At 58.2% G+C, this 22,386-nt stretch carries 23 protein-coding genes; 7 read left to right on the top strand and 16 right to left on the bottom strand.

The window, feature by feature from the left end:
* Window positions 1-30: 30 nt before the first annotated feature.
* The 4 genes from BMY55_RS14645 to BMY55_RS14630 all read right to left on the bottom strand — a co-directional run bounded on the left by BMY55_RS14645 (window position 31) and on the right by BMY55_RS14630 (window position 4,415).
* The gene (locus BMY55_RS14645) at window positions 31-798 is read right to left on the bottom strand and encodes a glycerophosphodiester phosphodiesterase family protein (RefSeq protein ID WP_091431733.1); all 768 of its coding nucleotides are present in this window, start codon (window positions 796-798) and stop codon (window positions 31-33) included.
* Window positions 795-1,256 carry a RidA family protein gene (locus tag BMY55_RS14640; protein ID WP_091431731.1) on the bottom strand — a complete coding sequence of 154 codons (462 nt, stop codon included), beginning with the start codon at window positions 1,254-1,256 and terminating at the stop codon, window positions 795-797. Before BMY55_RS14640 ends, BMY55_RS14645 begins: the two co-directional genes overlap by 4 nt.
* A gap of 122 nt (window positions 1,257-1,378) precedes the next feature.
* Window positions 1,379-2,680, bottom strand: coding sequence for an HlyD family type I secretion periplasmic adaptor subunit (locus BMY55_RS14635; protein ID WP_177179359.1), 1,302 nt, complete (start codon window positions 2,678-2,680; stop codon window positions 1,379-1,381).
* Window positions 2,667-4,415: a type I secretion system permease/ATPase gene (locus tag BMY55_RS14630; protein WP_091432698.1), complete on the bottom strand. Its 1,749-nt coding sequence runs from the start codon at window positions 4,413-4,415 to the stop codon at window positions 2,667-2,669. Before BMY55_RS14630 ends, BMY55_RS14635 begins: the two co-directional genes overlap by 14 nt.
* 192 nt (window positions 4,416-4,607) lie before the next feature.
* Between BMY55_RS14630 and BMY55_RS14625 the strand changes: the two genes are divergently transcribed.
* The 3 genes from BMY55_RS14625 (at window position 4,608) to BMY55_RS14615 (ending at window position 6,534) form a co-directional block, all read left to right on the top strand.
* Window positions 4,608-5,351 (top strand): MlaA family lipoprotein, encoded by a 744-nt coding sequence (locus BMY55_RS14625; protein WP_177179358.1) that lies wholly within the window; start codon window positions 4,608-4,610, stop codon window positions 5,349-5,351.
* A complete protein-coding gene (locus tag BMY55_RS14620) occupies window positions 5,335-5,949 on the top strand; it encodes an MlaC/ttg2D family ABC transporter substrate-binding protein (protein ID WP_245744751.1) in 615 nt (204 codons plus the stop codon). The genes BMY55_RS14625 and BMY55_RS14620 overlap by 17 nt, the downstream gene beginning before the upstream one ends.
* A 141-nt stretch (window positions 5,950-6,090) precedes the next feature.
* Window positions 6,091-6,534: a MarR family winged helix-turn-helix transcriptional regulator gene (locus BMY55_RS14615; RefSeq protein ID WP_091431725.1), complete on the top strand. Its 444-nt coding sequence runs from the start codon at window positions 6,091-6,093 to the stop codon at window positions 6,532-6,534.
* A gap of 23 nt (window positions 6,535-6,557) precedes the next feature.
* On the opposite strand, the gene BMY55_RS14610 is transcribed toward BMY55_RS14615, so the two are convergent.
* Complete coding sequence (locus BMY55_RS14610) at window positions 6,558-8,756, bottom strand: transglycosylase domain-containing protein (protein WP_091431724.1); 2,199 nt, start codon at window positions 8,754-8,756, stop codon at window positions 6,558-6,560.
* 268 nt (window positions 8,757-9,024) lie between these two features.
* Between BMY55_RS14610 and BMY55_RS14605 the strand changes: the two genes are divergently transcribed.
* The 3 genes from BMY55_RS14605 (at window position 9,025) to BMY55_RS14595 (ending at window position 11,298) form a co-directional block, all read left to right on the top strand.
* Window positions 9,025-9,363: a P-II family nitrogen regulator gene (locus BMY55_RS14605; protein ID WP_091432692.1), complete on the top strand. Its 339-nt coding sequence runs from the start codon at window positions 9,025-9,027 to the stop codon at window positions 9,361-9,363.
* A 19-nt stretch (window positions 9,364-9,382) separates the two neighbouring features.
* Window positions 9,383-10,699 (top strand): ammonium transporter, encoded by a 1,317-nt coding sequence (gene amt / locus BMY55_RS14600; protein ID WP_091431722.1) that lies wholly within the window; start codon window positions 9,383-9,385, stop codon window positions 10,697-10,699.
* A 176-nt stretch (window positions 10,700-10,875) separates the two neighbouring features.
* On the top strand, window positions 10,876-11,298 hold the full coding sequence (locus BMY55_RS14595) for an SRPBCC family protein (protein WP_091431720.1): 423 nt from the start codon (window positions 10,876-10,878) through the stop codon (window positions 11,296-11,298).
* A gap of 27 nt (window positions 11,299-11,325) precedes the next feature.
* On the opposite strand, the gene BMY55_RS14590 is transcribed toward BMY55_RS14595, so the two are convergent.
* From BMY55_RS14590 to BMY55_RS14555, 8 genes are all read right to left on the bottom strand, one after another.
* Window positions 11,326-12,510: an amino acid aminotransferase gene (locus BMY55_RS14590; protein WP_091431718.1), complete on the bottom strand. Its 1,185-nt coding sequence runs from the start codon at window positions 12,508-12,510 to the stop codon at window positions 11,326-11,328.
* Between the two features lie 3 nt (window positions 12,511-12,513).
* Window positions 12,514-13,368, bottom strand: coding sequence for a 3-mercaptopyruvate sulfurtransferase (gene sseA, locus BMY55_RS14585; RefSeq protein WP_091431716.1), 855 nt, complete (start codon window positions 13,366-13,368; stop codon window positions 12,514-12,516).
* Between the two features lie 327 nt (window positions 13,369-13,695).
* Window positions 13,696-14,145 carry a YaiI/YqxD family protein gene (locus BMY55_RS14580; RefSeq protein WP_091431714.1) on the bottom strand — a complete coding sequence of 150 codons (450 nt, stop codon included), beginning with the start codon at window positions 14,143-14,145 and terminating at the stop codon, window positions 13,696-13,698.
* A 6-nt stretch (window positions 14,146-14,151) separates the two neighbouring features.
* A complete protein-coding gene (gene fghA, locus BMY55_RS14575) occupies window positions 14,152-14,985 on the bottom strand; it encodes an S-formylglutathione hydrolase (RefSeq protein WP_091431712.1) in 834 nt (277 codons plus the stop codon).
* Between the two features lie 33 nt (window positions 14,986-15,018).
* On the bottom strand, window positions 15,019-16,131 hold the full coding sequence (locus BMY55_RS14570; protein WP_091431710.1) for an NnrS family protein: 1,113 nt from the start codon (window positions 16,129-16,131) through the stop codon (window positions 15,019-15,021).
* Entirely contained in the window at window positions 16,128-17,054 is a 927-nt protein-coding gene (locus BMY55_RS14565) for an AEC family transporter (RefSeq protein WP_091431707.1), read from the bottom strand. Before BMY55_RS14565 ends, BMY55_RS14570 begins: the two co-directional genes overlap by 4 nt.
* An 88-nt stretch (window positions 17,055-17,142) precedes the next feature.
* Window positions 17,143-18,120 carry an iron exporter MbfA gene (gene mbfA, locus BMY55_RS14560; protein WP_091431705.1) on the bottom strand — a complete coding sequence of 326 codons (978 nt, stop codon included), beginning with the start codon at window positions 18,118-18,120 and terminating at the stop codon, window positions 17,143-17,145.
* A gap of 132 nt (window positions 18,121-18,252) precedes the next feature.
* The gene (locus BMY55_RS14555; protein WP_091431703.1) at window positions 18,253-19,365 is read right to left on the bottom strand and encodes an S-(hydroxymethyl)glutathione dehydrogenase/class III alcohol dehydrogenase; all 1,113 of its coding nucleotides are present in this window, start codon (window positions 19,363-19,365) and stop codon (window positions 18,253-18,255) included.
* A 111-nt stretch (window positions 19,366-19,476) separates the two neighbouring features.
* Here BMY55_RS14555 and BMY55_RS14550 point away from each other — a divergent pair, with 111 nt between their 5' ends.
* Window positions 19,477-19,755, top strand: a complete 279-nt coding sequence (locus BMY55_RS14550; protein ID WP_091431701.1) for an I78 family peptidase inhibitor — start codon at window positions 19,477-19,479, stop codon at window positions 19,753-19,755.
* A 145-nt stretch (window positions 19,756-19,900) separates the two neighbouring features.
* On the opposite strand, the gene BMY55_RS14545 is transcribed toward BMY55_RS14550, so the two are convergent.
* Genes BMY55_RS14545 through paaI form a run of 3 tightly spaced genes read right to left on the bottom strand, consistent with a single transcriptional unit; the run spans window position 19,901 to window position 22,257 of the window.
* Window positions 19,901-20,479 carry a TetR/AcrR family transcriptional regulator gene (locus BMY55_RS14545; RefSeq protein WP_091431699.1) on the bottom strand — a complete coding sequence of 193 codons (579 nt, stop codon included), beginning with the start codon at window positions 20,477-20,479 and terminating at the stop codon, window positions 19,901-19,903.
* 3 nt (window positions 20,480-20,482) lie between these two features.
* A complete protein-coding gene (gene paaK, locus BMY55_RS14540; RefSeq protein WP_091431698.1) occupies window positions 20,483-21,790 on the bottom strand; it encodes a phenylacetate--CoA ligase PaaK in 1,308 nt (435 codons plus the stop codon).
* 35 nt (window positions 21,791-21,825) lie between these two features.
* Window positions 21,826-22,257, bottom strand: a complete 432-nt coding sequence (gene paaI, locus BMY55_RS14535) for a hydroxyphenylacetyl-CoA thioesterase PaaI (protein ID WP_091431696.1) — start codon at window positions 22,255-22,257, stop codon at window positions 21,826-21,828.
* Window positions 22,258-22,386: the final 129 nt, after the last annotated feature.

Genomic DNA, 22,386 nt, shown 5'->3' with positions numbered 1-22,386 from the left:
GTGACATTGGGCCTAACCCCACAAGCGCGGTCAAGCCGCATAGCCTTCAAAGGTGATGTTGTCGGCAATCTTGCGCGCTTCGATCTCGGCGGCTTTTGATTTGACCGTCCAGCACAGAACGGGCACGCCTTTTGCCTTCAACCTTGCGACAGCAGGGCTGCGAAGGTCCTGAATGTCATGGCTGATGAAACTTGCCTTCACCCGATCAAAATCAGGGATATCGCGAAGGTAGCGGCGTGTGGCGGCTGGCAGAAGCGGGTTGTCTTTTTCAAGAAAAGCCTCGGTGGTCAGGCCCAGGGCACAGGTCGGATCAAGTGCGCCGAGCGCAGCGACCGAATGCGGGTTGAACGACATGACAGCCACGTCGCCCGCATAGCCGGCAAGAGCACTGGCCACGGCGTATTCAAGCTGTCCGGTTCGTGGCCCCATTGCCCCATCCTGATCCTTCATTTCCACCAGCAAGGGCACGCGACCGGACACGATCCGAAGCACCTCTTCAAAAGTTGGAATGCCTTCGTCGCCATGAGACAATGTAATACCGCCCAGTTCATCAGATGTACGTTGCTGGATTGGCCCCGACTGACCGGTCAAACGCCGCAGGTCATAGTCATGAAAAACCATGGCCTGCGCGTCTTTTGACAGTTGCAGATCAACCTCGATCCCATAGCCCGCCGCAATGGCCGCATGGATCGCTGCGCGTGAGTTTTCGGGACGACCCGCTGTCACATCGTGCAGTGCGCGGTGGGCAATCGGGCGTGCCAGAAAGCTGGCAGGCAGGGGAACTGGTGAACGGGTCATTTGATCTGGAAAATGCCCTCGATCTCGACCGCGACTCCAAATGGCAGGCTGGCGGCCGAAACGGCTGAACGCGCGTGTCGCCCAACATCCCCAAGCGCTTCGACCATGAAGTCCGACGCCCCGTTTATCACCTTAGGCTGGTCGCCAAACTCGTCCGTTGAGTTGACGAAGCCGACCAGTTTGACAACTTGTTGAAGGCGGTCCAGATCGCCATCACAGGCCGCTTTCACCTGTGCCAGCAGACTGATCGCGCAGCTGCGGGCGGCTTGGGCGCCTTCTTCGGCGGTCATGGTCTTACCCAGTTTTCCTGTCAGGAACGCGCCGTCTTTCATCGAGATCTGCCCCGATACATGCACCAGATCGCCGATTTTAACATAAGGCACATAGTTTGCAGCCGGTGCTGGTGCATCGGGAAGGGTGACACCCAGGTCTGCAAGTCGGGTTTCAAATTTGCTCATCTCGCGTCCTTTTCGATTGTCTTCGTGCTTGGCGTAGGGCGGTTGCTGGGACGCTAGCTTGCCATCCGTTTCCTGAAAAGGGTGAAAGCGATCATAACAACAAGCCTGCCAGCCCGGACGGGTTATTTTTCGCGCAGAGCGGTGCGGAAAAACGCTGTGAAAGGCTGCAACAGGTAAGATATCGGGCTGCGATCTGCGATCTTGATGAATACTTTGACCGGCATTCCAGGAAGTAGAATGGTATCGGTGGGCAAACGGGCACGCTGAGTCCGGTCAATGCCGATCTCAACCTCGAAATAGCCTTGCCCGGTTTGTTCGTTCGTGACCGCATCAGCCGATATCTTTTTGACCCTTGCTGTCACATCCGAACCATTTCGGGCCTCAATGGCCGGGAAGGTCAGCGTTACCGCTTGGCCGATAAAAAGCTGGTCAATATCTTGTGGGCTGATCCGCGCTGCGACCCGCAATGCGTCGTCCTGGGGGATGAGGGTCAGAATGGGCTGACCGGGCTGGATCACGGATTGTGGTGTCTGGATCACCAGTTGATGAACGAGACCGGAGACCGGGGCGCGAACGGTCAACCGCTCCTCCTCAAATTTGATGCTACGAAGTTTTTCGGACAGTTCGGCAGCTTTGGACTGTAAATCCCGCAACTCCGCAATCACCTGCTCACGATGCTCCGCGTCAAAAGACAGTTTTTGCAATCGGGTTTCAGTCAGCCGCAATTCCGCCTCGGCTCTGGTTGCAGCGATTTCGGCCAATCGGCCGGTCAGAACAGCCTCTTCCCGTTCAAGGGCCGCGATTCGGGGATACTGCGTCAATCCCTGATCCAGCAGATCACGTTGCCGCTGCAAATCTTCTCGAAGAAGGGCGATCTGTCGCGTCAACGCAACTGTTTGTGCATCCAACCCGCTTTTCTGCTGGTCGATTTGTGATGCACGCTGGTCCAGTTGAGCAGATCGGGTTTGGGTCAGTTCGCGGCGCGACAGAAACAGTCGGGTCTGCCCTTGCATTATCTCGGTCAGACTTGGACGATCCAGTGCGATCTGTTGCAGCGTGGATGGATAGGTGACAGACGGCGCGTCGTCCCGTTCCGCCTTCAGACGAGCGATCCGTGCCAAGGTGTCGACCAGTTGGTTTTCCAGCACGGCGCGTCGCGACTGTTGGCGCGTATCGTCAAGCGTTAGAAGGATGTCGCCCGCGCTGACCATATCGCCATCGATTACCTTGACCGAGGTAACGACGCCGCCTTCGGGGTGTCGGACCGTATGGTTCGCGCGATCCGGGCGAACGATGCCATCGGCGACCACGGCACTCGCGATCTGCGCAGTGACAGACCATGCGCCAAAGCCAACGAGAAGGACCGCCAACGTAAGGAATCCGAACAACGTGATACCGCGAACTGACAGATCAGGCGTTGGCATCGCTACCTCGCTCAACATTGTGCAGGGCATGAAGCTGATAGGCGTTCCGCACGGTTTTCCTGAGGATGTCTTCGCGTGGTCCGAAGTCAGTGATGCGACCGCGATCAAGCACCATCAACAGGTCGCAATGCTGGATGACCGAGGGGCGGTGGGCCATGATCACGACCACCCCACCGCGCGCTTTCACACCTTGTATCGCGACGCTAAGTGCTTCTGATCCGTCAAGGTCGAGGTTCGAATTTGGCTCGTCCAGCACGACCAAAGGCGGCGCGCCATACAGCGCGCGGGCCAGGCAGATTCGCTGCAACTGGCCGCCGGAAATCGGGCTGTTTCCGGGCGTGACCACGGTGTCATAACCGTCAGGCAGGGACAGGATCACTTGATGCGCGCCCGCGGCGGTGGCCGCGGCCACAACATCGGCGTCGTCTGTATCCGGGTGAAATCCAGCAATGTTCTCGGCCACAGTCCCGTCAAAAAAAACAACCCGTTGTGGCAAATAGCCGATAGATCGACCAAGCTGGGCCGGGCCATAGTGATGGAGCGCCGCACCGTCCAACCGCACAGAGCCAGCCGACGGGCGGAGCGCACCAGTCATGACTTGTGCCAGTGTCGATTTTCCAGCGCCTGAGGGGCCAATAACCCCCAGTGCCGTGCCCGGCGACAACATGAAGGATATATTCTGCAAGACCGCAAAGCTCTGACCCGTTGGGATGACGGTGACGTTGCTGACCTGCACATTGGCTGCGGGAGTGGGAAGAGTTGTTCTTGTGGCCCCAACAGGCGCATCTGAAAGATGCTGAGCCAGTGATTGCCAGGCTGCCTTTGCCTGTTGCGCGACGGGCCACTGACCGACGGCAATATCAATTGGGCCAAGCGCGCGCGAAAGCAGAATGGATCCGGCAATCATGGCACCCGGCGATATCGCACCCTGCAATGCCAGATAAGCCCCCAAACCCAGCATCGCCGACTGAAGAAACTGCCGGAAAGTTTTTGTCATCACGGCGAACAGACTTTGCTGGTCCGAGAGGCTCAACCCAGTGCCCAACGCGACAATGCGAAGTCGTTTCCAGCGGAGAGTTGTGGTTTCTGACAGCCCAAGCGCACGAACCAATTGCCCTTCGGTCTGCAACCGCCCCGCCATCTGATCGGCGTGCAGGGTCTGGTTTCTTAATACGGCCATTGGACCCCGTGTGAGCCATTGGTTAAGCGACGTAATCGTTACCAGAATCACGCCGCCCGATACCGCCAACGCACCCAGCCATGGATGAAACACCGTGATCGCCAGCAGAAAGACAGGCGTCCAGGGAAGATCAAAGAAAGCGGTCATGACCGGGCTTGAGAAGAGCCGCCGGATTGCATCGACATCGCGCACCGCGCTTGCAGTGACTGGCCGATCCTGGGGCTTCTGTTCCGAGTTCAGGTTCAAAAGGAAGATGCGTTCATCCAGGTCTGCTTGGAAACGGGCACCCGCGCGGGCCAGCAGGCGACCGCGCGCATAGTCAAGGCAACCCATCATAAGGAACAGAAACGCCATGAGGAGCGTAAGGGTGGCGAGAGTTGCTTCGGACCCGCTGCTCAGGACGCGATCATATATCTGCAACATGTAGATCGGTGCCGTCAGCGTCAAAAGATTGACAAAAATGGAAAAGATTGCCGCGTTTATCAGCAGCCCGCGCATCCTGTGTCGGATCTTGCGCAGCTCTTTCTGACCGTAAGCGTGTTGCTGGTGTCCCATTTGATCTGACCTGATGAAGGCCGCCATATGCGGTGCGCAGGCAGAGCGCGCTGGCTTCGGCGGGATTCGGCTTGTAAACTGTCGCCAAATAGACACATTAAAAGCTGCAAATCCCTTAACGGCTTTGCATTGAAACACTGCGCATTATGTGTCACCTCAACGTCCGACTGCCGCCAAAATAAAGATATCACTGTGACCAAACCGATTTCGAAGACTTTTCCGGCGATGGCTGGCCTGTTGCTTCTGACACTTGGGGCTTGTGCGCAGGCACCGGCGCCTTCGGGCTATGACGACCCGCATGAGGTGCAGAACCGCCGCACCCATGAGGCGAACGTTGATCTGGATCGCGCACTGATTTCACCGGCATCGACGGCTTATGGCGAGATTCTGCCGCGCGGTGTTCGCGATACGATCTCGGTTTTTTCGGACAATGCCGGATTGCCAGGCGTCGTGGCCAACAACATCCTGCAAGGCAATGTCGAAGATGCCGTTCACAATACCGTGCGGTTCCTGTTCAATTCGACCTTCGGGCTGTTGGGCATGGTAGACGTAGCAACCGAGATTGGTCTTGAAGAACGCGACAGCGATTTCGGCGAAACGCTACATGTCTGGGGTGCGTCTGAAGGCGATTATGTGGTGCTGCCGTTCTTCGGACCGTCGACTGAGCGGGACGGATTTGGCATTCTTGTCGACTTCGTGCTGAACCCACTGAGCTTGGCTTTGCCGACCGAAGTAAAACACCTTCCCAAGGTCACTTGGGTTCTGGCAAAGTTTGGCGACCGTTACACGTTCGGCGATACGATTGACGAGTTCTACTATAATGAAGACGGGTATGAGTTGATGCGGCTCTATTACCTTGATTCGCGCCGGTATGAGCTTGGCATCGAGGTCGAGGACAATGAGCTTGAGGATATTTATGATGCGTATGATGGGTAACGAAACCTCACTGACACGCCGCGCTGTTCTGGGCGGACTGGCCGGACTGGGTGTTTTGGCCCTGTTGCCGGGCCGCGCGATGGCGGCAATCGACGCCGCGAAAGCAGAAAACCTGATCGGTCAGGTTGTCAGCGATATCAACGGGATCATCAATTCCGGCACATCCGAAGCGACGATGATCAAAAGGTTCGAGAACGTATTTGCAAAATATGCGGATGTGGATTTCATCGCGTTGTCGGCGCTTGGCCCGGATGGTCGTTCAGCCAGCGCGTCGCAGAAAAGCGCATTCGTCAAAGCCTTCCGCGCCTATATCGCCCGCCGCTATGGCAGCCGTTTCCGCGAGTTTGAGGGTGGAAGCATCAACGTTGTCAGTTCGAAGCAGGTGAAAAGCCGATTTGAGGTTCTGACCAAGACCCAGCTCAAGGGAAAATCTCCGTTTGATGTGGTGTTTGTGGTATCGGCCAAGAACGGCAAGTTCATCGACATGCAGGTCGAAGGGATTTCGATCGTGAAGTCCGAACGCAAAGAAATCGGCGCAATGCTGGATCGCCGTGGTGGCGACCTGAACCAGTTGATTGCGGATCTCAAGGCCGGCTGATCCAGCCGCCCGTTCTTTCAGGCTTCAAACACCCCTGCGGTTGCGCAGGGGTGTTTTTCGGTTTTGGGGCATCATCTCCGCTGGGTTGCAAAAGATTGCAGGCGCAAGTATTTGAACGAAGCCGAGCAATGGAGGCAAGCAATGACAGGTGCGAACTGGCCCGGACGGACGCAGAAGGAAAGCCTTGGTTTTCTGTCACAAGTGTTGGCGCGTCGCGTGGATGAAGCGATGAAAAAGCAGTTGGCCGGTTTGGACCTGGATTTCCGGTTCTTCATGACCCTGATGCAGCTTCTTGCGCAGGATGGACAAAGCCAGCGAGAGTTGGGTTCAAAGCTGAACCTTCCCGAATATCAGGTCAGCCGAAATCTGGACGCCATGGCAAACGGCGGTTTGATTGAACGGCGCACAAACCCGTCCAGCCGCCGCACAACACAAGTGTTCCTGACGATCAAAGGGCGCACACTTGCTGAAAAACTGCCGCCCCTGATCACCGATCTGAATGATCGCTTTTTAAGTGTGCTCACCCGTGATGAGCGCGTGATGCTGATCAAGATGCTGCAACGGATACTGTCTCTAACGGATTGAAGTCTGTGTCAAAATTCGCGGCCTCAGTTCTTTCCAAAGATCGAGCGGAGCACACCAATCAGCGCGTCTTCGACCGCTTGGCCGACATTCTGCCCGCCTTGTGGGCGGTTGCCCTGTCCCTGGACAACGCGGCCATCCGATGTGATCACGCTCCCATCGAACTGCGGTGCGCTTCCCGGTCGGATCATTGGAAGCGGCGAGGGCACAAGCTCTGATTGGATGCGGACCATGGCTTCGCGCCACATCTGGGCGGGCAATCCGCCGCCGGTGACACCTTTCAGGGGCGTGTTGTCGTCATAACCCATCCACACGCCCATCACATAATCAGCTGTAAATCCAATGAACCATGCGTCGCGAGACGACGTCGTTGTGCCGGTCTTGCCTGCAATCTCAAGCCCTTCGATCTTGGCGCGACGTCCGCTGCCGGCTTCGACGACGCGGCTCATCATATAGATGAGTTGCTGTGCCGCCTGTTGCGAGATGACACGCTCGCCGATCCCGCCGGTCTGTGTCATCAAGGGGTCACTTTCGCCGACAAGGCTTAGTTCCGTTAAACCATAGGGGATCACCGCCGAACCACCGTTCAGAATGCCCGCAAAGGCACCTGTGGTTTCAAGCAATGTGCTCTCTGATGCCCCCAAAGCCAGCGCGGGGCCAGCCGCCAGATCGCTTTCGATGCCGAACATCGAGGCGACACTGCGCACGGCCTCCAGCCCCACGTCCTGGGCCACCTTCACGGCTGGAACGTTTAACGACCGGGCCAGTGCATCGGTCAGACTAACATTGCCATAATGCTGACGGGTATAGTTTTTCGGGCACCATTCACCCGACCCAGCGACGTTTACGCAATAGGGCTCATCGAGAATGAAATCATCCCAGCGATAGCCCATATCCAGCGCGGCCGCATAAACGAAGGGTTTGAATGCGGACCCGGTTTGACGTTTCGCCTGTGTTGCCCGGTTGAACGCGCCCGTCACTTTGGTTTCGCGCCCGCCGACCATACCGCGCACGGCGCCATCTGAGCTCATGACCACAATTGCAGCTTCTGCATCGGAGCCTTCAGAGATCTTGGTGGCGAAGATTTCTGCCATTGCCTCTTCGGCGGCTGTCTGTATCCGGGGGTCCAATGTGGTCTTGATGATCACGTCTTCGGTCGTCTTGCGCGTCAGGAAAGCAGGCAGGTCGCCCATAATCCAGTCGGCGAAATATCCACCGGTCTGTGCCTTCGCAGCACTGGACAGGGTGGCTGGGTTGGCTTGGTATTGTGCAGCATCCGCGTCGCTCAGATATCCCTGTTCATTCATCAGGCGCAGAACCGTTGCAGCCCGATCCTGTGATCGCTTCAGATCGGCAGTGGGTGCATAGACTGACGGTTTCGGCAACATGCCCGCCAGCATCGCAGCCTGAGCGGGGTTCAAGTCTGACGCAGGGATGGCAAAGTATCGCTGCGCTGCGGCATCAAACCCATACGAACCGGCGCCAAGATAGGCACGATTCAGATAGATGGTCAGGATTTCGTCTTTTGAGAACTTGGTCTCAAGCGCCAGCGCATAGACGGCTTCCTTGATCTTGCGGCGCAGTGAGCCTTGGCGACAATCGGCCTCATAGGCTGCTTCGTTTTTCCATTGGTCCGGGTCAAAAGGCACGCCCAGACAAAGAAGTTTTGCGACCTGTTGGGTGAGCGTCGAGCCACCGTTACCTGACAAGGGGCCGCGACCTTCACTCAGGTTGATGCGAATGGCGCTCGCGATGCCGCGTGGGCTGATGCCCAAATGGCCGTAGAATCGCTTGTCTTCGCTGGCGACAACGGCGTCGCGCAGATAAGGGCTGACGGTTTCTGTGGTGATCGTGCGGCCACGTTGATCTCCGCGCCATGCGTAAACCGCGCCGTAACGGTCGAGAATCGTAACAGATCCCTTTGCCCGCCCGTCCAGAAGCGCATTCAAATCAGGAATTGTGGACGCGAAATAGAATACAGCAATCGCGACAATCAGCGCGACCACGGCCGCGCTTTTCCATGTCAGCCGCCAGATTAACCGAACGACCCAGCCGACCAAGAAAATCGGCCAGCCCAGAATACCCTTGGGCCGCTGTGTCCGTGCGGTGCGTTTGGTGGCGGGTTTACGTGTCTTGCGCCGAGCGGGCTTCTTGGCCGCTGGCTTGGTTTTTGAATACCGCTTGTCTGCCACCAATTTGGGGCGCTTTGGTCCGGTTGGGCTCATGATACTGGTTCCGCGTCTGCTCGGTTGATCCAGATTAACGAATCGATTTCGAAGAGTGTAGCCGGTTCATCCGGCGCCTGCGACTTTTCGCAACGTCTAAAATTTAAGCACATCATTGTGCATGCGCAGCATTTTTTGCGCAACCACAGTTTTGGGCGTCGGCGAAGCTATGCCAACCCTGTCCTTCACCCGGTTCTGACGCACTGAATAGTACGGAAGGTATGCCGTTCCGTGCGTGCCCGGGATGTGGGACAGAAAGGAAAAGATCGTGAAACTGATCATAGCAGCGATCAAACCGTTCAAGCTGGAAGAGGTGCGCGAGGCGCTGACCTCGGTCGGGGTGACGGGGATGATGGTCACAGAAATAAAAGGATTCGGCGCGCAATCGGGCCATACCGAGATTTATCGCGGTGCGGAATATGCCGTGAATTTCCTGCCAAAAGTAAAGCTGGAGATCGTCGTTGACGATGATCTGGCACCTGATGTTGTCGAAACCATCGCTAAGTCGGCGCACACCGGCAAAATCGGCGACGGCAAAATCTTCACCCTCGATGTGGGCGACGCCTTGCGCGTGCGCACCGGCGAGACCGGCTTGGAAGCCCTTTGAGCGCGCGAAAGGAAATACAATGAAACATAAACTTGTAATATCGACAGCCCTGCTGGCAGCATTGCCCGGCTTGGCTTTGGCCCAAGAGGCGGGCGGCGAGGCCGCCGCCCATACGCAATTCATCCTCACATCCGTGCTGTTTCTTCTGGGTGGCATCATGGTGTTCTGGATGGCCGCAGGTTTTTCAATGTTGGAGGCTGGTCTTGTCCGTTCAAAGAACGTGACCATGCAGCTGACCAAGAATGTCGCGCTCTTTTCCATCGCGGCAATCATGTATTGGCTCGCGGGCTATGGCATCATGTATCCCGGTGAATGGCTGATCGAAGGCTGGCTTGGGCCGTTCTTTGCCGTGACGTCGCTCGATCCGGTTGGTGTTGCTGCCGATGCGGTGGACATTGGCTATGCCTCCGGCGCGTCTGACTTCTTTTTCCAGTTGATGTTTTGCGCCACCACGGCGTCGATTGTGTCGGGAACGCTGGCCGAACGCATCAAGCTGTGGCCCTTCCTTGCTTTCGTGGTCGTTCTGACCGGCTTTATTTATCCGATCGAAGCAAGTTGGCAGTGGGGCGGCGGCTGGTTGTCGGAAGCGGGTTTCTCGGACTTCGCGGGTTCCACCCTTGTGCACGCTGCCGGTGGCTTCGCCGCTCTGGCAGGTGTCCTGACCCTTGGTCCGCGCATTGGTAAATACAAAGATGGTCGCACCGTACCGATGCCGGGGTCGAACCTGCCGCTCGCAACGCTGGGGACATTCATCCTGTGGCTGGGCTGGTTCGGGTTCAATGGTGGTTCGCAACTGGCGATGGGCACGATCTCGGACGTGTCGGACGTGGCGCGGATCTTTGCCAATACCAACATGGCCGCAGCTTCGGGTGCCGTCGTTGCGATGATCATGACGCAGCTTCTGTTCAAGAAAGTCGATCTGACGATGACCCTGAACGGTGCTCTGGCGGGCCTGGTGTCGATCACGGCAGAACCGCTGGCCCCGTCACTGTTTCAGGCGCTGATTATTGGCGGTATCGGTGGGGTGATCGTGGTCTTTGTCGTGCCGCTGCTGGACAAGCTGAAGATCGACGACGTGGTCGGTGCGATCCCGGTTCACCTTGCGGCAGGTTTCTGGGGCACGTTCATCGTGGCCTGGACCAACGCAGACGCCAGCTATGGCACCCAGATCATGGGGTTCCTTGCCATCGGCATCTTTGTCTTCGCGGTCAGCTTCATCGTCTTTGCGATCATCAAGGCGACGATGGGCCTGCGGGTCAGCGAGGAAGAAGAGGTGGGCGGCCTCGACATGGCCGAGTTGGGCATGGAAGCCTATCCCGAGTTCACCAACGGGTGATCAGAATAAATGTGCCGGGGATCAACCCCGGCACGCGTTGGCCGCGCAAAGCCAGGGCCAACAGGGAGAGAGAAGGGGGCAATCGCCTCCTTCTCTTTGTTTTTGCTAAGGGGGTGTTGGATGCTACTGTCAGATTGATCCACCGTGTTCCGATCTGCGGTAAAAGGAGAACTGACATGGAAATCACCATCGAGACTACGATTGACGCCCCCATCGATGCCGTTTGGACTGCCTGGACCACCCCAGAGGCGATCATTCAATGGAACGCAGCGTCAGATGATTGGCACACCACCAAATCCAGTGTGGATTTGAAAGTCGGAGGTGAATTCAGCAGTCGCATGGAAGCCAGGGATGGCTCCATGGGGTTTGACTTCTCCGGAACCTACACACGCATCGAAAAACCAAACCTGCTGGAGGCAGAGTTTGGTGGGCGGAAGCTGCGTGTTCAGTTTTCTGAAGCAGGTGGAAAAACAACGATACGCGAAACGTTCGAGCCAGAGGACCAGAACTCTGCCGACATGCAGCGCGCGGGTTGGCAGGCGATACTGGATAACTTCAAGCGTTTTGTCGAAGCAGAAAGCGGAAACGCCTCCCGATAGATGTGTCGAGGTGCGTTGGATAACGTGTTACACCCCAACCTTCACAATCGCTTCTGCCAACAACGGCACCGTCTCTTCATTCAGACCCGCGATGTTCATCCGCGAGTCTCCGACCATATAGATGCCGTGATCGACGCGCAGCGCCTCGACCTGTTCAGGTGTTGCACCAAGACGCGAGAACATGCCGCGGTGTTCGGCAATGAAGCCAAAGCGGTCTGACCCGGTGCGCGCGCGCAATTCGCTCGCCAGTTTTTCACGCAGGGACAACATGCCGGTGCGGACCTCTTCCAGCTCGGCCATCCAGTCGGCGCGCAGGCCGTCATCCTCAAGGATCATGGTCACAAGACGCGCCCCGTGGTCCGGGGGGAAGCTGAAATTCTGGCGGTTCAGGTGGGTCAGGTTCTGCTGGGTGATGCCAGCCTGTTCAGCATTTTGCGAGATGCCGACCAGAAGCCCGGTACGTTCGCGGTAGATGCCGAAGTTTTTCGAACAACTCGCCGCAATCAATGCCTCGGGAACCGTTTGCGCGATCAAACGAACACCGGCGGCATCCTGATCCAGCCCATCACCAAAGCCCTGATAGGCGATGTCGATCAGTGGCGTTGCACCTTTTTCGACGATCAGCGCGGCCACTTCTTTCCATTGCGGCAAGGTCAGGTTCGCGCCGGTCGGGTTGTGACAGCAGCCGTGTAACAGCACCGCGTCACCCGCCTTGATGCCCTTCAGGTCTTCCTTCATTCCGTCGAAATCAACAGCGCGGCTTTCATTGTCGAAATAGCGATACTCGGCCATTTTCATGCCCAGATGCTTGATGATCGACGGGTGGTTCGGCCACGTGGGTGCGGACAGCCAGATCGTCGCGTCGGGAGAGGCCATCTTGATCAGCTCGACCGCTTGGTGAATGGCACCCGTGCCGCCTGGCTGGGCGGCCATTGACAGGCGGTCAGCACCGACACTTTCGCCCAAAACCAGACCAGACAGAGCGCGACAATACGCCGGGTCGCCAGCCAACCCGGTATAGGATTTCGTGCTTTCAAGATCCCACAACACCTTCTCGGCGGCTTTCACAGCGCGCATGACCGGGGTCACGCCTTGCGCATTCTTGTAAACCCCGACGCCAAGGTCGATTTTTCCTTCACGCGGGTCTTCGCGGTATTGGCTCATCAGCGCAATGATCTTGTCTTTGGGCTGAGGGTTCAGATTGTTGAACATCGTCTATTCTCCGGTCTCGACTTTCAGGTCGTTATACATGCCCCACTCGGCCCAACTTCCGTCATAGACGGCGTGGCGGTCATGGCCCATTCGCTCCAGCGCCAGCGCAAGGATCGCTGCGGTCACGCCCGATCCGCAGCTTAGGATCGCGGGCTTTTCAAGGTCCGCGCCCGCAGCTTCAAAGATGCCACGCATCTCCTCCGGGGATTTCATTGTGCCGTCGTCGTTCAGCAAACTGCGAAACGGCACATTCCTTGAGTTCGGGATATGGCCCGCACGCAACCCTTCGCGCGGCTCGGGCGCATCGCCGCGGAACCGTTCGGCAGACCGGGCGTCGATGATCTGATGATCGCCCAGCTTTGACGCTGCTGCAACCTGTGTGACGTCTTTCACCATATGGGCCTGTCGCACGACTGTCATGTGACGGTCGCGGACGACAGGGGGCAGGTCTTCGATGGGATGCCCCTCGGCCTGCCATTTCGGAAAACCGCCGTCCAACACAGCGATGTCCCTGTGGCCCATCAGGCGGAACATCCACCAGACACGCGCGGCGGAAAACAGACCCATACCATCATAGACGACGATCTGATGGCCATCGCCGATGCCCATGGCGCGGACGCGGGACATGAATTTTTCAACCGGGGGCATCATGTGCGGAAGGTCTGATCGCAGGTCTGCAATTTCATCTATGTCGAAATAGCGAGCGCCAGGAATATGTGCCGCGTCGTATTCGGCACGCGCGTCGCGGCCCATGTCCGGCATATACCAACTGGCGTCGATCACGCGCAGGTCCGGGTCTTTCAGATGCTTGGCAAGCCAGTCGGTTGAAACCAGCGTTCTTGGGTCGCTATGCGGCATGACTTTCCCTCCGGTCAGTTTGCCATATCTGCCTAGTGTGCAAGGCGCAGATACGCAAGTCTGCGTGCGCAAACATCGGAATGGGGCGGAAAAAAGGGAAGGCCGAAGCCTTCCCCTGTCACGCGTCATTAAAAATGTCTTCTTGCCCTATTTCACGTTCTGGTCAGGCCGGTTGGCAAATTTACCGTCGGGTGTGTTGGAACGCCTCAAAACGGCAGCGCCTTTGGTCACATTTATCAAACATCATTTACAGGGGGATATGTAAGGGGAATTGCAACCCGTGCCTCCCCTTACCGTCTGGTATTGTTGCGGAAATCCGCCTATCGCCTAGGTGGAAGCAACGCGCCGCAATGCCATCTCCAATGCCTCGCGAAACCGCGCGCGATCGGATTTTGAGAACGCGCGCCCGGCACCCTGCCGAAACGGGTCGGCGGCGCGCAAGTCTGTCATCAAATCCCGCATCGCAAGCTGTTCGCGCACATTGCTTTCGGTGAACCGCTCGCCGGAATGGCGTAACACCTGCGCCCCGGCTTCGACGCATTTGGCGGCAAGCGGGATATCACCCGTGACCACCACGTCTGATGGCCCCGCGCGATCTGCGATCCACATATCGGCCACGTCGGGCCCATCAGGAACATAGACCATTTCGACCAAGGGGTTTTGCGACGGACGCAACCCGCCATTGGATACGAAAAACACTTTGGTCTTGTGACGGGTGGCCACGGCTTCAGCTTCGGCCTTTACCGGGCAGGCGTCGGCATCCACAAAGACGACCACGTCAGATCAAGCCCAGAGCGCTTCGGCGTGGAAGCCAACATGTTCTTCCATGAACGAGGACACGAAGAAATAGCTGTGGTCATAACCGGGCTGCATACGGAACACGGCTTGCTGGCGTCTGCTCGCGATAGCGTGGGCCAACGTTTCGGGGCGCAGAAGGTCGATGAACTGATCCTTGGTGCCGGTGTCGATCAGCATCGGACCATCGAACCCGCGCTGGCGCATCAGGTGGCTTGCATCATGGGCCAACCAATCGGCATCTTCTTCATCGCCCAGATATGCCTCAAGCTGTTTGCGGCCCCAATCTGACGCGGTCGGATTGCAGATCGGAGAAAAGGCAGACACGGACCTGAACTGCTCGGGCAGGGTCATTGCGATGGTCAGGGCACCGTGCCCGCCCATCGAATGACCGGTGATGCCTTGTCGTTCAGGGTCCAGCGCGAAGTGGTCGAACACCAGCGCGGGCAAGTCTTCGATTATGTAATCCCACATCTGGAAGTTCGCGGCCCATGGATCCTGCGTGGCATTGAGGTAAAAGCCTGCACCTTTCCCCAGATCATAGGCGTCATCATCTGCCACATGATCCCCTCGTGGACTGGTGTCTGGAAAAATCAGGGCGATGCCATGTTCCGCCGCCCAGCATTGCGCGCCGGCCTTGGTCATGGCGTTTTCATGAGTGCAGGTCAGACCAGATAAAAACCAAAGAACAGGCACGGGGCCGTCTTGTGCCTCGACCGGGCTGAACAGCCCAAATGTCATGTCGGTGCCGGTCGCTTTTGATGCGTGTTTATAGACGCCTTGCGTGCCTCCGAAACAGGCGTTTTCTGATAACGTTTCCATCTGCGGCTCCCTCAACTGATGTGAGTGAGCTAACTAGACACGTGGTGCCAGTGCAATGGGAAATATGCGGATGAAAAAACAGATCATCGCGACCGACCAGAAAACGCCCCCAAGATAATAGAAATACGTGGGATCGCCGGTCCAGTCAGCAGTGACGCGCAGGACCGCGCCGACATGCACGAAATTCAGGTATACGCGGTCAAAGCGGGCACCTTCGATTGGTCGGCCCGAATGACCCAAAAGGGCGCGTAGCATCATGATCATGGTGATCGAACCAATGGCACCTGCGCCAAGCGCGTGGTGAACCTGCCCGATATTTGCAAGATTAGTCAGCGACGCCAGCGCCAGAAGCGTCATCGAGATCGGAAGCCACGCATAGCCCGCGTGCTGTGCAAACAAAAGCGGCTCTTGCGTGACGGCAAAGCCCCGCCAGCGTGATAAACGCAGGGCAAGGGCGATCGCAGCCAAGGCGGCCAGTATACCGGTGACAACACCCGGGTCGAACACGATCCAACTGGCAGCCGTTGCCGCGCTTAGGCCAATGGCAGCTTGATCGACCGGGCCAAATTCGGCGGGCAGGTTCTTGACCCCACGCTTTTTCAGCCAATTGCGGCTGAACGCCGGGGTCACTCGACCGCCGATGTGAACCATCAGGATAAATGTCAGGGCAAAGCCCATGGACAGCCCAAGCTGAGCATCTGACATCAAAAAGACGGCTTGCGCCAGACCCAGAGCGAGCACGACGCCAGCGACGACATAGTTGCGGCGGTTGCGGGCGGCAATCAGATCGCGCAGCACCAGCAGAGCAACAATCGGCAGAAAAGCCAAAGCCACAGTGTGTGACAGCGCACCGTCAGGGGCGGCAAACATGGCGATACGCGCGGTCAGCCAAAGGCCAAACAGACCCGCAACCGTTTTGGGCCCCAAGGCTGGGCGTCCCGTCCAGTTTGGGATTGCGGTGAACAGGAAACCTGCGATAGCGGCGGGCACATAGCCCCACAGCATCTCGTGTTGGTGCCACAGCAGGGGGTTGTTCATACGTTCAACCACACCGGCGTGATAGATCAACCATATGGGAATGGCAGTGCCGGCGAACAACGCCGCGAATGGAAAGAACAGGCGATATGCGCCGGACAGAAGGATCATGGGGACAACCAGGCAAGAATGGCAGAAACGGTTAGAATCGATGCGCTTGTCGATATCAGGATAGCCGACGAAACGCGCTGCGGCGCAACGCCGTAGTGCTGGGCCAGGATATAGACGTTGCCCGCCACCGGAAGCCCTGCTGCGGCGACCATGACACTGGCCGAGAACATGTCCACCGGAAAGACAAGGAATGCCAGAATGCCGACGGCCAGCGGGTGCAGGATCAGCTTGGCGAAAGACAGCCATACCGCAGTTCTGATCCGTTCGGCGGATTTGGCCGCAAGGGATGCGCCAATGGCAAACAAGGCACCGGGCGTCGAGGCACCTGCGAGCAGGTCCAGAAACCGACTGACCGGTTCTGGCAAAGCCCAGCCGGATGCGGCCCATGCAAATCCAAGCGCCATCGAGACAATCATCGGGTTGGTGATCAGCCCTTTACCCACCGTTCCCAGAACCGCCGGGCTGATCCGCCCGTCGCGCGATCCGGTGATCAGGATCACGATCAGACTGCCGAACAGGAACAGATCGACGGCCAGAACCAGCATCACGGGGCCTATGGCCGCTTCGCCCATAAGCAGCGCCAGCATCGGCACCCCCAGAAAGCCGGTGTTGCCAATGACCGCGCATTGCGCTTCGACGGCTGCTTCTTCCAGCCCGCGTCTGCGGAACAGGGCGACGGCGGTGGCCAACAGATAGACTGCCCCACCGCCAAGCGCGTAGGCCCAGATGAATGGCCAACTGACGACCTCGGACAGGCCAAGATTGGCGGAAAAGCGAAACAGCATGGCCGAAAGCGCGAAGTAGAATACGAAGCGCGTCAGATAGGCCGTGGCCTCAGGCGGGAAAAAGCCGCGCGCAGCGGCCCCGAAACCCAGTCCGATGACGGCAAAGAAAGGGAGTGTTTGCAACAGAACATCTATCATTGCCCAGCCCTAGCATGAGGATTACGCATTGACGAGATGTCTGTGCATCTTGCGGTGTGCTAACGCTTTTTGTGCGGCGAAGCTGACGTCAACCGCCCCCGATCAACGCCCCCGCAGCAAAGACCAGCGCGCCGCCAACGACCACTTGCAGCGTGGCTCGCATGAACGGGGTTTGCATAAAACGGTTCTGGATCCAGACGATGGCCCAAAGCTCGATGAACACGACAATAATGGCGATGGTCGTCGCGGTCCAGAAATCGGTGATCAGATAGGGCAGGGCATGTCCAAGCCCGCCCAGCGTCGTCATGATGCCGGACGCAAAGCCGCGCTTCACGGGGCTGCCGCGCCCCGACAGTTCGCCGTCGTCTGACGCGGCCTCGGTGAAGCCCATCGAAATGCCGGCGCCAACACTGGCAGCCAGCCCCACAAGAAAGGTTGTGTGCGTGTCCTGCGTGGCGAAGGCGGTGGCAAAGATTGGTGCAAGGGTCGAGACCGACCCATCCATCAAGCCCGCAAGGCCCGGTTGCACCCATGTCAAAACGAACTGGCGATGGGCGTCTGCATCTTCTTCCGACCGGGCATCGCCGCTCAGGTGGTCGGCTTCCAACTGCCCTGCGACATTGCCGTGATCGGCTTCGGCGGCGGCAAGATCACCCAACAGCTTGCGGACATTGGCATCCGACGTGCGATCAGCGGCCTTGCGATAGAACTGTTCGGCCTGTCGTTCCATCTCGCGGGCCTCGCCCCGGATGGTTTCAAGCCCCAGATTTTCCACCAGCCACACCGGGCGGCGGGCATAGAACCCCGCGACATGCTCGCGCCGGATCAGTGGGATCATATCCCCAAACCGTGCCTTGTGGGCATCAATCAACAAGCGCCGATGCTCGTCCTCTTCCTCGGCCATGCCATCAAACACCTTGGCCGAGGCTGGATAGTCTGTGCGCAGGAGTTCGGCATACTGACGATAAATACGCGCGTCGTCTTCCTCGTTCGAGATGGCAAGGGCCAGAATTTCCTGTTCAGACAGGTCCGAAAAACGACGACGGTTAAGGGTGCCAGATAGCATGACATAGGCTCCTAAATTAGAACGGTTCTAATTTATGGGTTTTTCTCTGCGACACAACCCCACAAAAAAAGTGGGGCAGGCGACCTTGCGGTGTCCTGCCACCTTTGACGTTTCTTCCAGTCAGGTGGTGCGTCAATAAAGGACGACGCCGCGGATGCTTTCACCCGCATGCATCAAGTCGAACCCCTTGTTGATGTCGTCCAGACCCATTGTGTGGGTGATCATCGGGTCAATCTCGATCTTGCCGTCCATATACCAATCGACGATCTGCGGCACGTCCGTGCGACCTCGCGCGCCACCGAAGGCTGTGCCGCGCCAGACACGCCCCGTGACCAGTTGGAAGGGGCGGGTCGAGATTTCGGCACCGGCAGGCGCCACGCCGATGATGACGCTTTCGCCCCATCCCTTGTGCGCGCTTTCCAATGCGGTGCGCATGACGCCGACATTCCCGGTGGCATCGAAGGTATAATCCGCGCCACCGCCTGTTAGTTCGACCAGATGGGCGACCAGATCACCCTCGACTTTCGAGGGGTTCACGAAATGGGTCATGCCGAACCGGGTCGCCATCTCGATTTTTGAATCGTTCAGGTCCACACCGACGATCTGATCCGCCCCGGCCATACGCAGGCCCTGCAATACGTTCAGGCCGATCCCTCCCAGCCCGAACACAATCGCGGTGGATCCGATTTCGACCTTCGCGGTGTTGATCACAGCGCCAATGCCCGTGGTCACGCCGCAACCGATATAGCAAATCTTGTCAAACGGAGCGTCCTTGCGCACTTTCGCCAATGCTATTTCGGGCAGCACAGTGTGGTTCGCAAATGTGGAACAGCCCATATAATGCAGGATCGGCGTTCCATCGAGCATCGAGAAGCGGCTGGTCCCGTCAGGCATCAGGCCCTGTCCCTGTGTCGATCGGATCGACTGGCACAGGTTGGTTTTCGGGTTCAGACAGTACTCGCATTCACGACATTCGGGTGTGTAAAGCGGGATCACGTGATCGCCAACCTGAAGTGAGGTGACACCTGGCCCGACCTCGACCACCACACCGGCACCTTCATGGCCCAGGATCGCGGGAAACAAGCCTTCTGGGTCTGCACCTGACAGGGTAAACAGATCGGTGTGACAAAGACCGGTGGCCTTGATCTCTACCAGAACCTCGCCCGCTTTCGGGCCGTCAAGGTTCACCTCCATAATCTCAAGCGGTTTGCCGGCTTCCACGGCGACGGCTGCACGGGTGCGCATGGTGTCTCTCCTATTCTATGTTACAGGCAGGTTGCGGGAAAGGCGCGGGATTTTCAACCTCGGTGCGACCTGCCCTTGCCATGTCACGACATTGCAAGGCAAATAGGGGGTATGAGGCTCTTCACTTTCCTGACCACCCTTTTGGCCCTGACCGGATGTCTGGCAACAACGCCTCCGGTGCCAGCGCCAGACACCTTCATCCCCAATTGTGGGCAGGACCGTTTCCGCGGACTGGTTGGACAGGATGCGGGAACCCTGCGCGAAGTTGACCTGCCACATGCGACGAGGGTCGTGAAACCCGGTATAACGCTGACACAGGATTATCGCCCCGACAGGCTGAATATCTCTGTTGATGAGGATGGCATTATCGACCGGGTCTGGTGTTCCTGACCCAATGATACAAAAGGGCGCCCGCATCCAAGACGCCCAATCCACGCCCATCAATCGAGCCATAGTGTTTATGATGACCGCGATGGCAAGCCTTGCAGGTGATGCCGATTGGTCCCTAAGTCGCGTTCAAGGTGCAGGCGGCGCGTCATAGCGCGTGGATTCCACCCAGAACCAGGTCCGTGACAAGGTCGGCATATTCGTCACGATCCAGCCCTTTGCCGGGCCGGTTCCACATGTAATACCAGTTCAGGATGCCGAAAACCGACATCGTTACCGCGCGCAGGTTGCGGTTGCCCTCAAATGCCTCGGGTGCTTCGTTTTGCAGGGCGGCGCCCATCATGTCGATCAGGCGGCGCTGAAGATTGATCAGCGGGGCCTGCTGATCCGGTTCCAGCACGGAAAGGCTGTCCAGTTGCAGTTTGTGTTCGGCATCTGCACCGCGATAGGCCTGAAGGATCGCCCGTACAAGACCGCGCAACCCGTCGGTGCGCGGGGCGGCTTCGACCTCGGCCACGAGCCCAGATAGATGCGTGTCGAGGATGTCGAAAAGCAGCGCTTCCTTGCTGTCGTAATAGTGATAGATCAGCGCTTTCGACACGCCACAATGCTTGGCCGCCGCTGTCATGGAGGCGCGGTCGAACCCGTGTTCAGCGAAATAGGCGGCCGCCCCCTTGCGGATAGCGGCGCGTTTCTCTTCATGGTCGCGGGCGATCCCTCGTGGCATCGGTCACTCCTTCGGGCGGTTGTCGACGACCCTTACAGCTTTCCCTTCACTGCGTGCAACCTTGCCCCCGTCGGCAACATGCACCTTGGCGCTGACACCGACATTGGATTTGATCTTGGCCGACAAGGCGCGGGCGGCCGCCTCGGCACCCTCTTGCGGCAGCCCCTCGGCCATCTCGACGTGAACATGCATCTCGTCCATCCGGCCGGGGCGGGTCAGTTCGATCTGGAAATGCGGGCTGAGCGCGGGAACGTCCATCAACTGTTCTTCGATCTGGGTCGGGAAAACGTTGACGCCGCGCAGAATGATCATGTCATCCGACCGCCCGGTGATCTTTTCCATCCGCTGCATCGACCGCGCGGTGCCCGGCAACAGGCGGGTCAGGTCGCGGGTGCGATAGCGGATGATCGGAAAGCCTTCCTTGGTCAGTGAGGTGAACACAAGCTCGCCCAGTTCGCCATCCTCGACCACCTCGCCGGTGTCCGGGTTGATGATCTCGGGATAGAAATGGTCTTCCCAGATGTGCAGGCCGTCCTTGGTTTCGACGCATTCATTGGCGACGCCCGGCCCGATTACCTCGGACAGGCCATAGATATCGACCGCGTGCATGTCGAACGCTTCCTCAATCTCGCGGCGCATGTTGTTGGTCCATGGCTCGGCCCCGAAAATACCGACCTTCAGCGGGCTCTTGCGTGGATCAAGCCCCTGCTTTGCGTATTCGTCCAGGATCGAAAGCGCGTAAGACGGCGTCACGGTGATGCCATCGGCGCGGAAATCTTCGATCAGGCGCACTTGGCGTTGGGTCATGCCGCCGGACACGGGAACCACCGTCAGACCCAGCGCCTCGGCCCCGCCATGCACGCCCAAACCACCTGTAAACAGACCATAACCATAAGCGTTGTGCAGCACATCGCCCGGGCGCAGCCCCGAGGCGCGCATACAGCGCGCGACCACCGTGGACCACATCGCCAGATCGTTTTTGGTATAGCCAACCACCGTCGGCTGTCCTGTCGTGCCCGAGCTTGCGTGAACGCGCGCAATCGCGCTTCGTGGCACGGCAAACAGACCAAACGGGTAATTGTCGCGCAGGTCTTGTTTCACGGTGAAGGGGAACTTTGCCAGGTCAGACAGGTTTTGCAGATCGTCGGGGTGCACGCCCGCGTCATCGAAGCTTTTGCGATAAAACGGCACATTGTCATAGGCGTGTTTCAACGACCACTTCATGCGCTGAAGCTGAAGGGCGGCGATCTCGTCGCGCGATGCGATTTCGATCGGGTCCAGGTCTTCCTTGCGGGGCGTCAGGTCCTTCATGTCTCTCCTCCGGCGGGTCGGCGTCCCGCCCAATGTCAGGCGTCTTCGTCGAAATGCGTGCCGGAAATCTGGCGCGAATGGCCGCGAAAAAGGGCCACATTGCGCCCGTCTTCTCCGGTGACGGTTACGTCATAGATCCCGGATCGCCCGGTCCGGCTTGTCTCGCTGGCCGTTGCGGTCAGCAATTCACCCAGTTTGCCGGGCATTAGGTAGGTGATCGAGTTGTGTTGCGCGACAACACAGTGGTTGTAGCTGTTGCAGGCAAAGGCGAAGGCGCTGTCGGCCAAGGTGAATATGAACCCGCCGTGACATATCCCGTGCCCATTCACCATATTGCCGCGAACTTTCATCGAGATAACAGCATGTCCAGGGCCGATCCGGTCCAATGACATGCCCAAGCCTTGCGAGGCGGGATCGTCGTCCCACATCGCCTTGGCGGCGCGTTCTGCACGGTCTTGTGGCGTCATGTTCCCCCCCACGTGTTCTGACGAGGATGCACAAAGCTGACCGTTCGGTCAATAGTGTTGTGTCATTGCACGCGCCCGCCCGGTCGCATCGTTGTCGGTGTCGGATAGTGTGCGGAAAACGGACGCCCT

The sequence above is a fragment of the Aliiroseovarius sediminilitoris genome, from assembly GCF_900109955.1.
In the GTDB taxonomy this organism is placed as follows: Bacteria; Pseudomonadota; Alphaproteobacteria; order Rhodobacterales; family Rhodobacteraceae; genus Aliiroseovarius; species Aliiroseovarius sediminilitoris.
This window is presented reverse-complemented; position numbering and strand designations above follow the sequence as displayed.

Coding starts and splice junctions, on each gene's coding strand:
- BMY55_RS14645 (WP_091431733.1), bottom strand. CDS start 798: ATGACCCGTTCACCAGTTCCCCTGCCTGCCAGCTTTCTGGCACGCCCG.
- BMY55_RS14640 (WP_091431731.1), bottom strand. CDS start 1,256: ATGAGCAAATTTGAAACCCGACTTGCAGACCTGGGTGTCACCCTTCCC.
- BMY55_RS14635 (WP_177179359.1), bottom strand. CDS start 2,680: ATGCCAACGCCTGATCTGTCAGTTCGCGGTATCACGTTGTTCGGATTC.
- BMY55_RS14630 (WP_091432698.1), bottom strand. CDS start 4,415: ATGGGACACCAGCAACACGCTTACGGTCAGAAAGAGCTGCGCAAGATC.
- BMY55_RS14620 (WP_245744751.1), top strand. CDS start 5,335: ATGCGTATGATGGGTAACGAAACCTCACTGACACGCCGCGCTGTTCTG.
- BMY55_RS14615 (WP_091431725.1), top strand. CDS start 6,091: ATGACAGGTGCGAACTGGCCCGGACGGACGCAGAAGGAAAGCCTTGGT.
- BMY55_RS14610 (WP_091431724.1), bottom strand. CDS start 8,756: ATGAGCCCAACCGGACCAAAGCGCCCCAAATTGGTGGCAGACAAGCGG.
- amt (WP_091431722.1), top strand. CDS start 9,383: ATGAAACATAAACTTGTAATATCGACAGCCCTGCTGGCAGCATTGCCC.
- BMY55_RS14595 (WP_091431720.1), top strand. CDS start 10,876: ATGGAAATCACCATCGAGACTACGATTGACGCCCCCATCGATGCCGTT.
- BMY55_RS14590 (WP_091431718.1), bottom strand. CDS start 12,510: ATGTTCAACAATCTGAACCCTCAGCCCAAAGACAAGATCATTGCGCTG.
- sseA (WP_091431716.1), bottom strand. CDS start 13,368: ATGCCGCATAGCGACCCAAGAACGCTGGTTTCAACCGACTGGCTTGCC.
- fghA (WP_091431712.1), bottom strand. CDS start 14,985: ATGGAAACGTTATCAGAAAACGCCTGTTTCGGAGGCACGCAAGGCGTC.
- BMY55_RS14570 (WP_091431710.1), bottom strand. CDS start 16,131: ATGATCCTTCTGTCCGGCGCATATCGCCTGTTCTTTCCATTCGCGGCG.
- BMY55_RS14565 (WP_091431707.1), bottom strand. CDS start 17,054: ATGATAGATGTTCTGTTGCAAACACTCCCTTTCTTTGCCGTCATCGGA.
- mbfA (WP_091431705.1), bottom strand. CDS start 18,120: ATGCTATCTGGCACCCTTAACCGTCGTCGTTTTTCGGACCTGTCTGAA.
- BMY55_RS14555 (WP_091431703.1), bottom strand. CDS start 19,365: ATGCGCACCCGTGCAGCCGTCGCCGTGGAAGCCGGCAAACCGCTTGAG.
- BMY55_RS14550 (WP_091431701.1), top strand. CDS start 19,477: ATGAGGCTCTTCACTTTCCTGACCACCCTTTTGGCCCTGACCGGATGT.
- BMY55_RS14545 (WP_091431699.1), bottom strand. CDS start 20,479: ATGCCACGAGGGATCGCCCGCGACCATGAAGAGAAACGCGCCGCTATC.
- paaK (WP_091431698.1), bottom strand. CDS start 21,790: ATGAAGGACCTGACGCCCCGCAAGGAAGACCTGGACCCGATCGAAATC.
- paaI (WP_091431696.1), bottom strand. CDS start 22,257: ATGACGCCACAAGACCGTGCAGAACGCGCCGCCAAGGCGATGTGGGAC.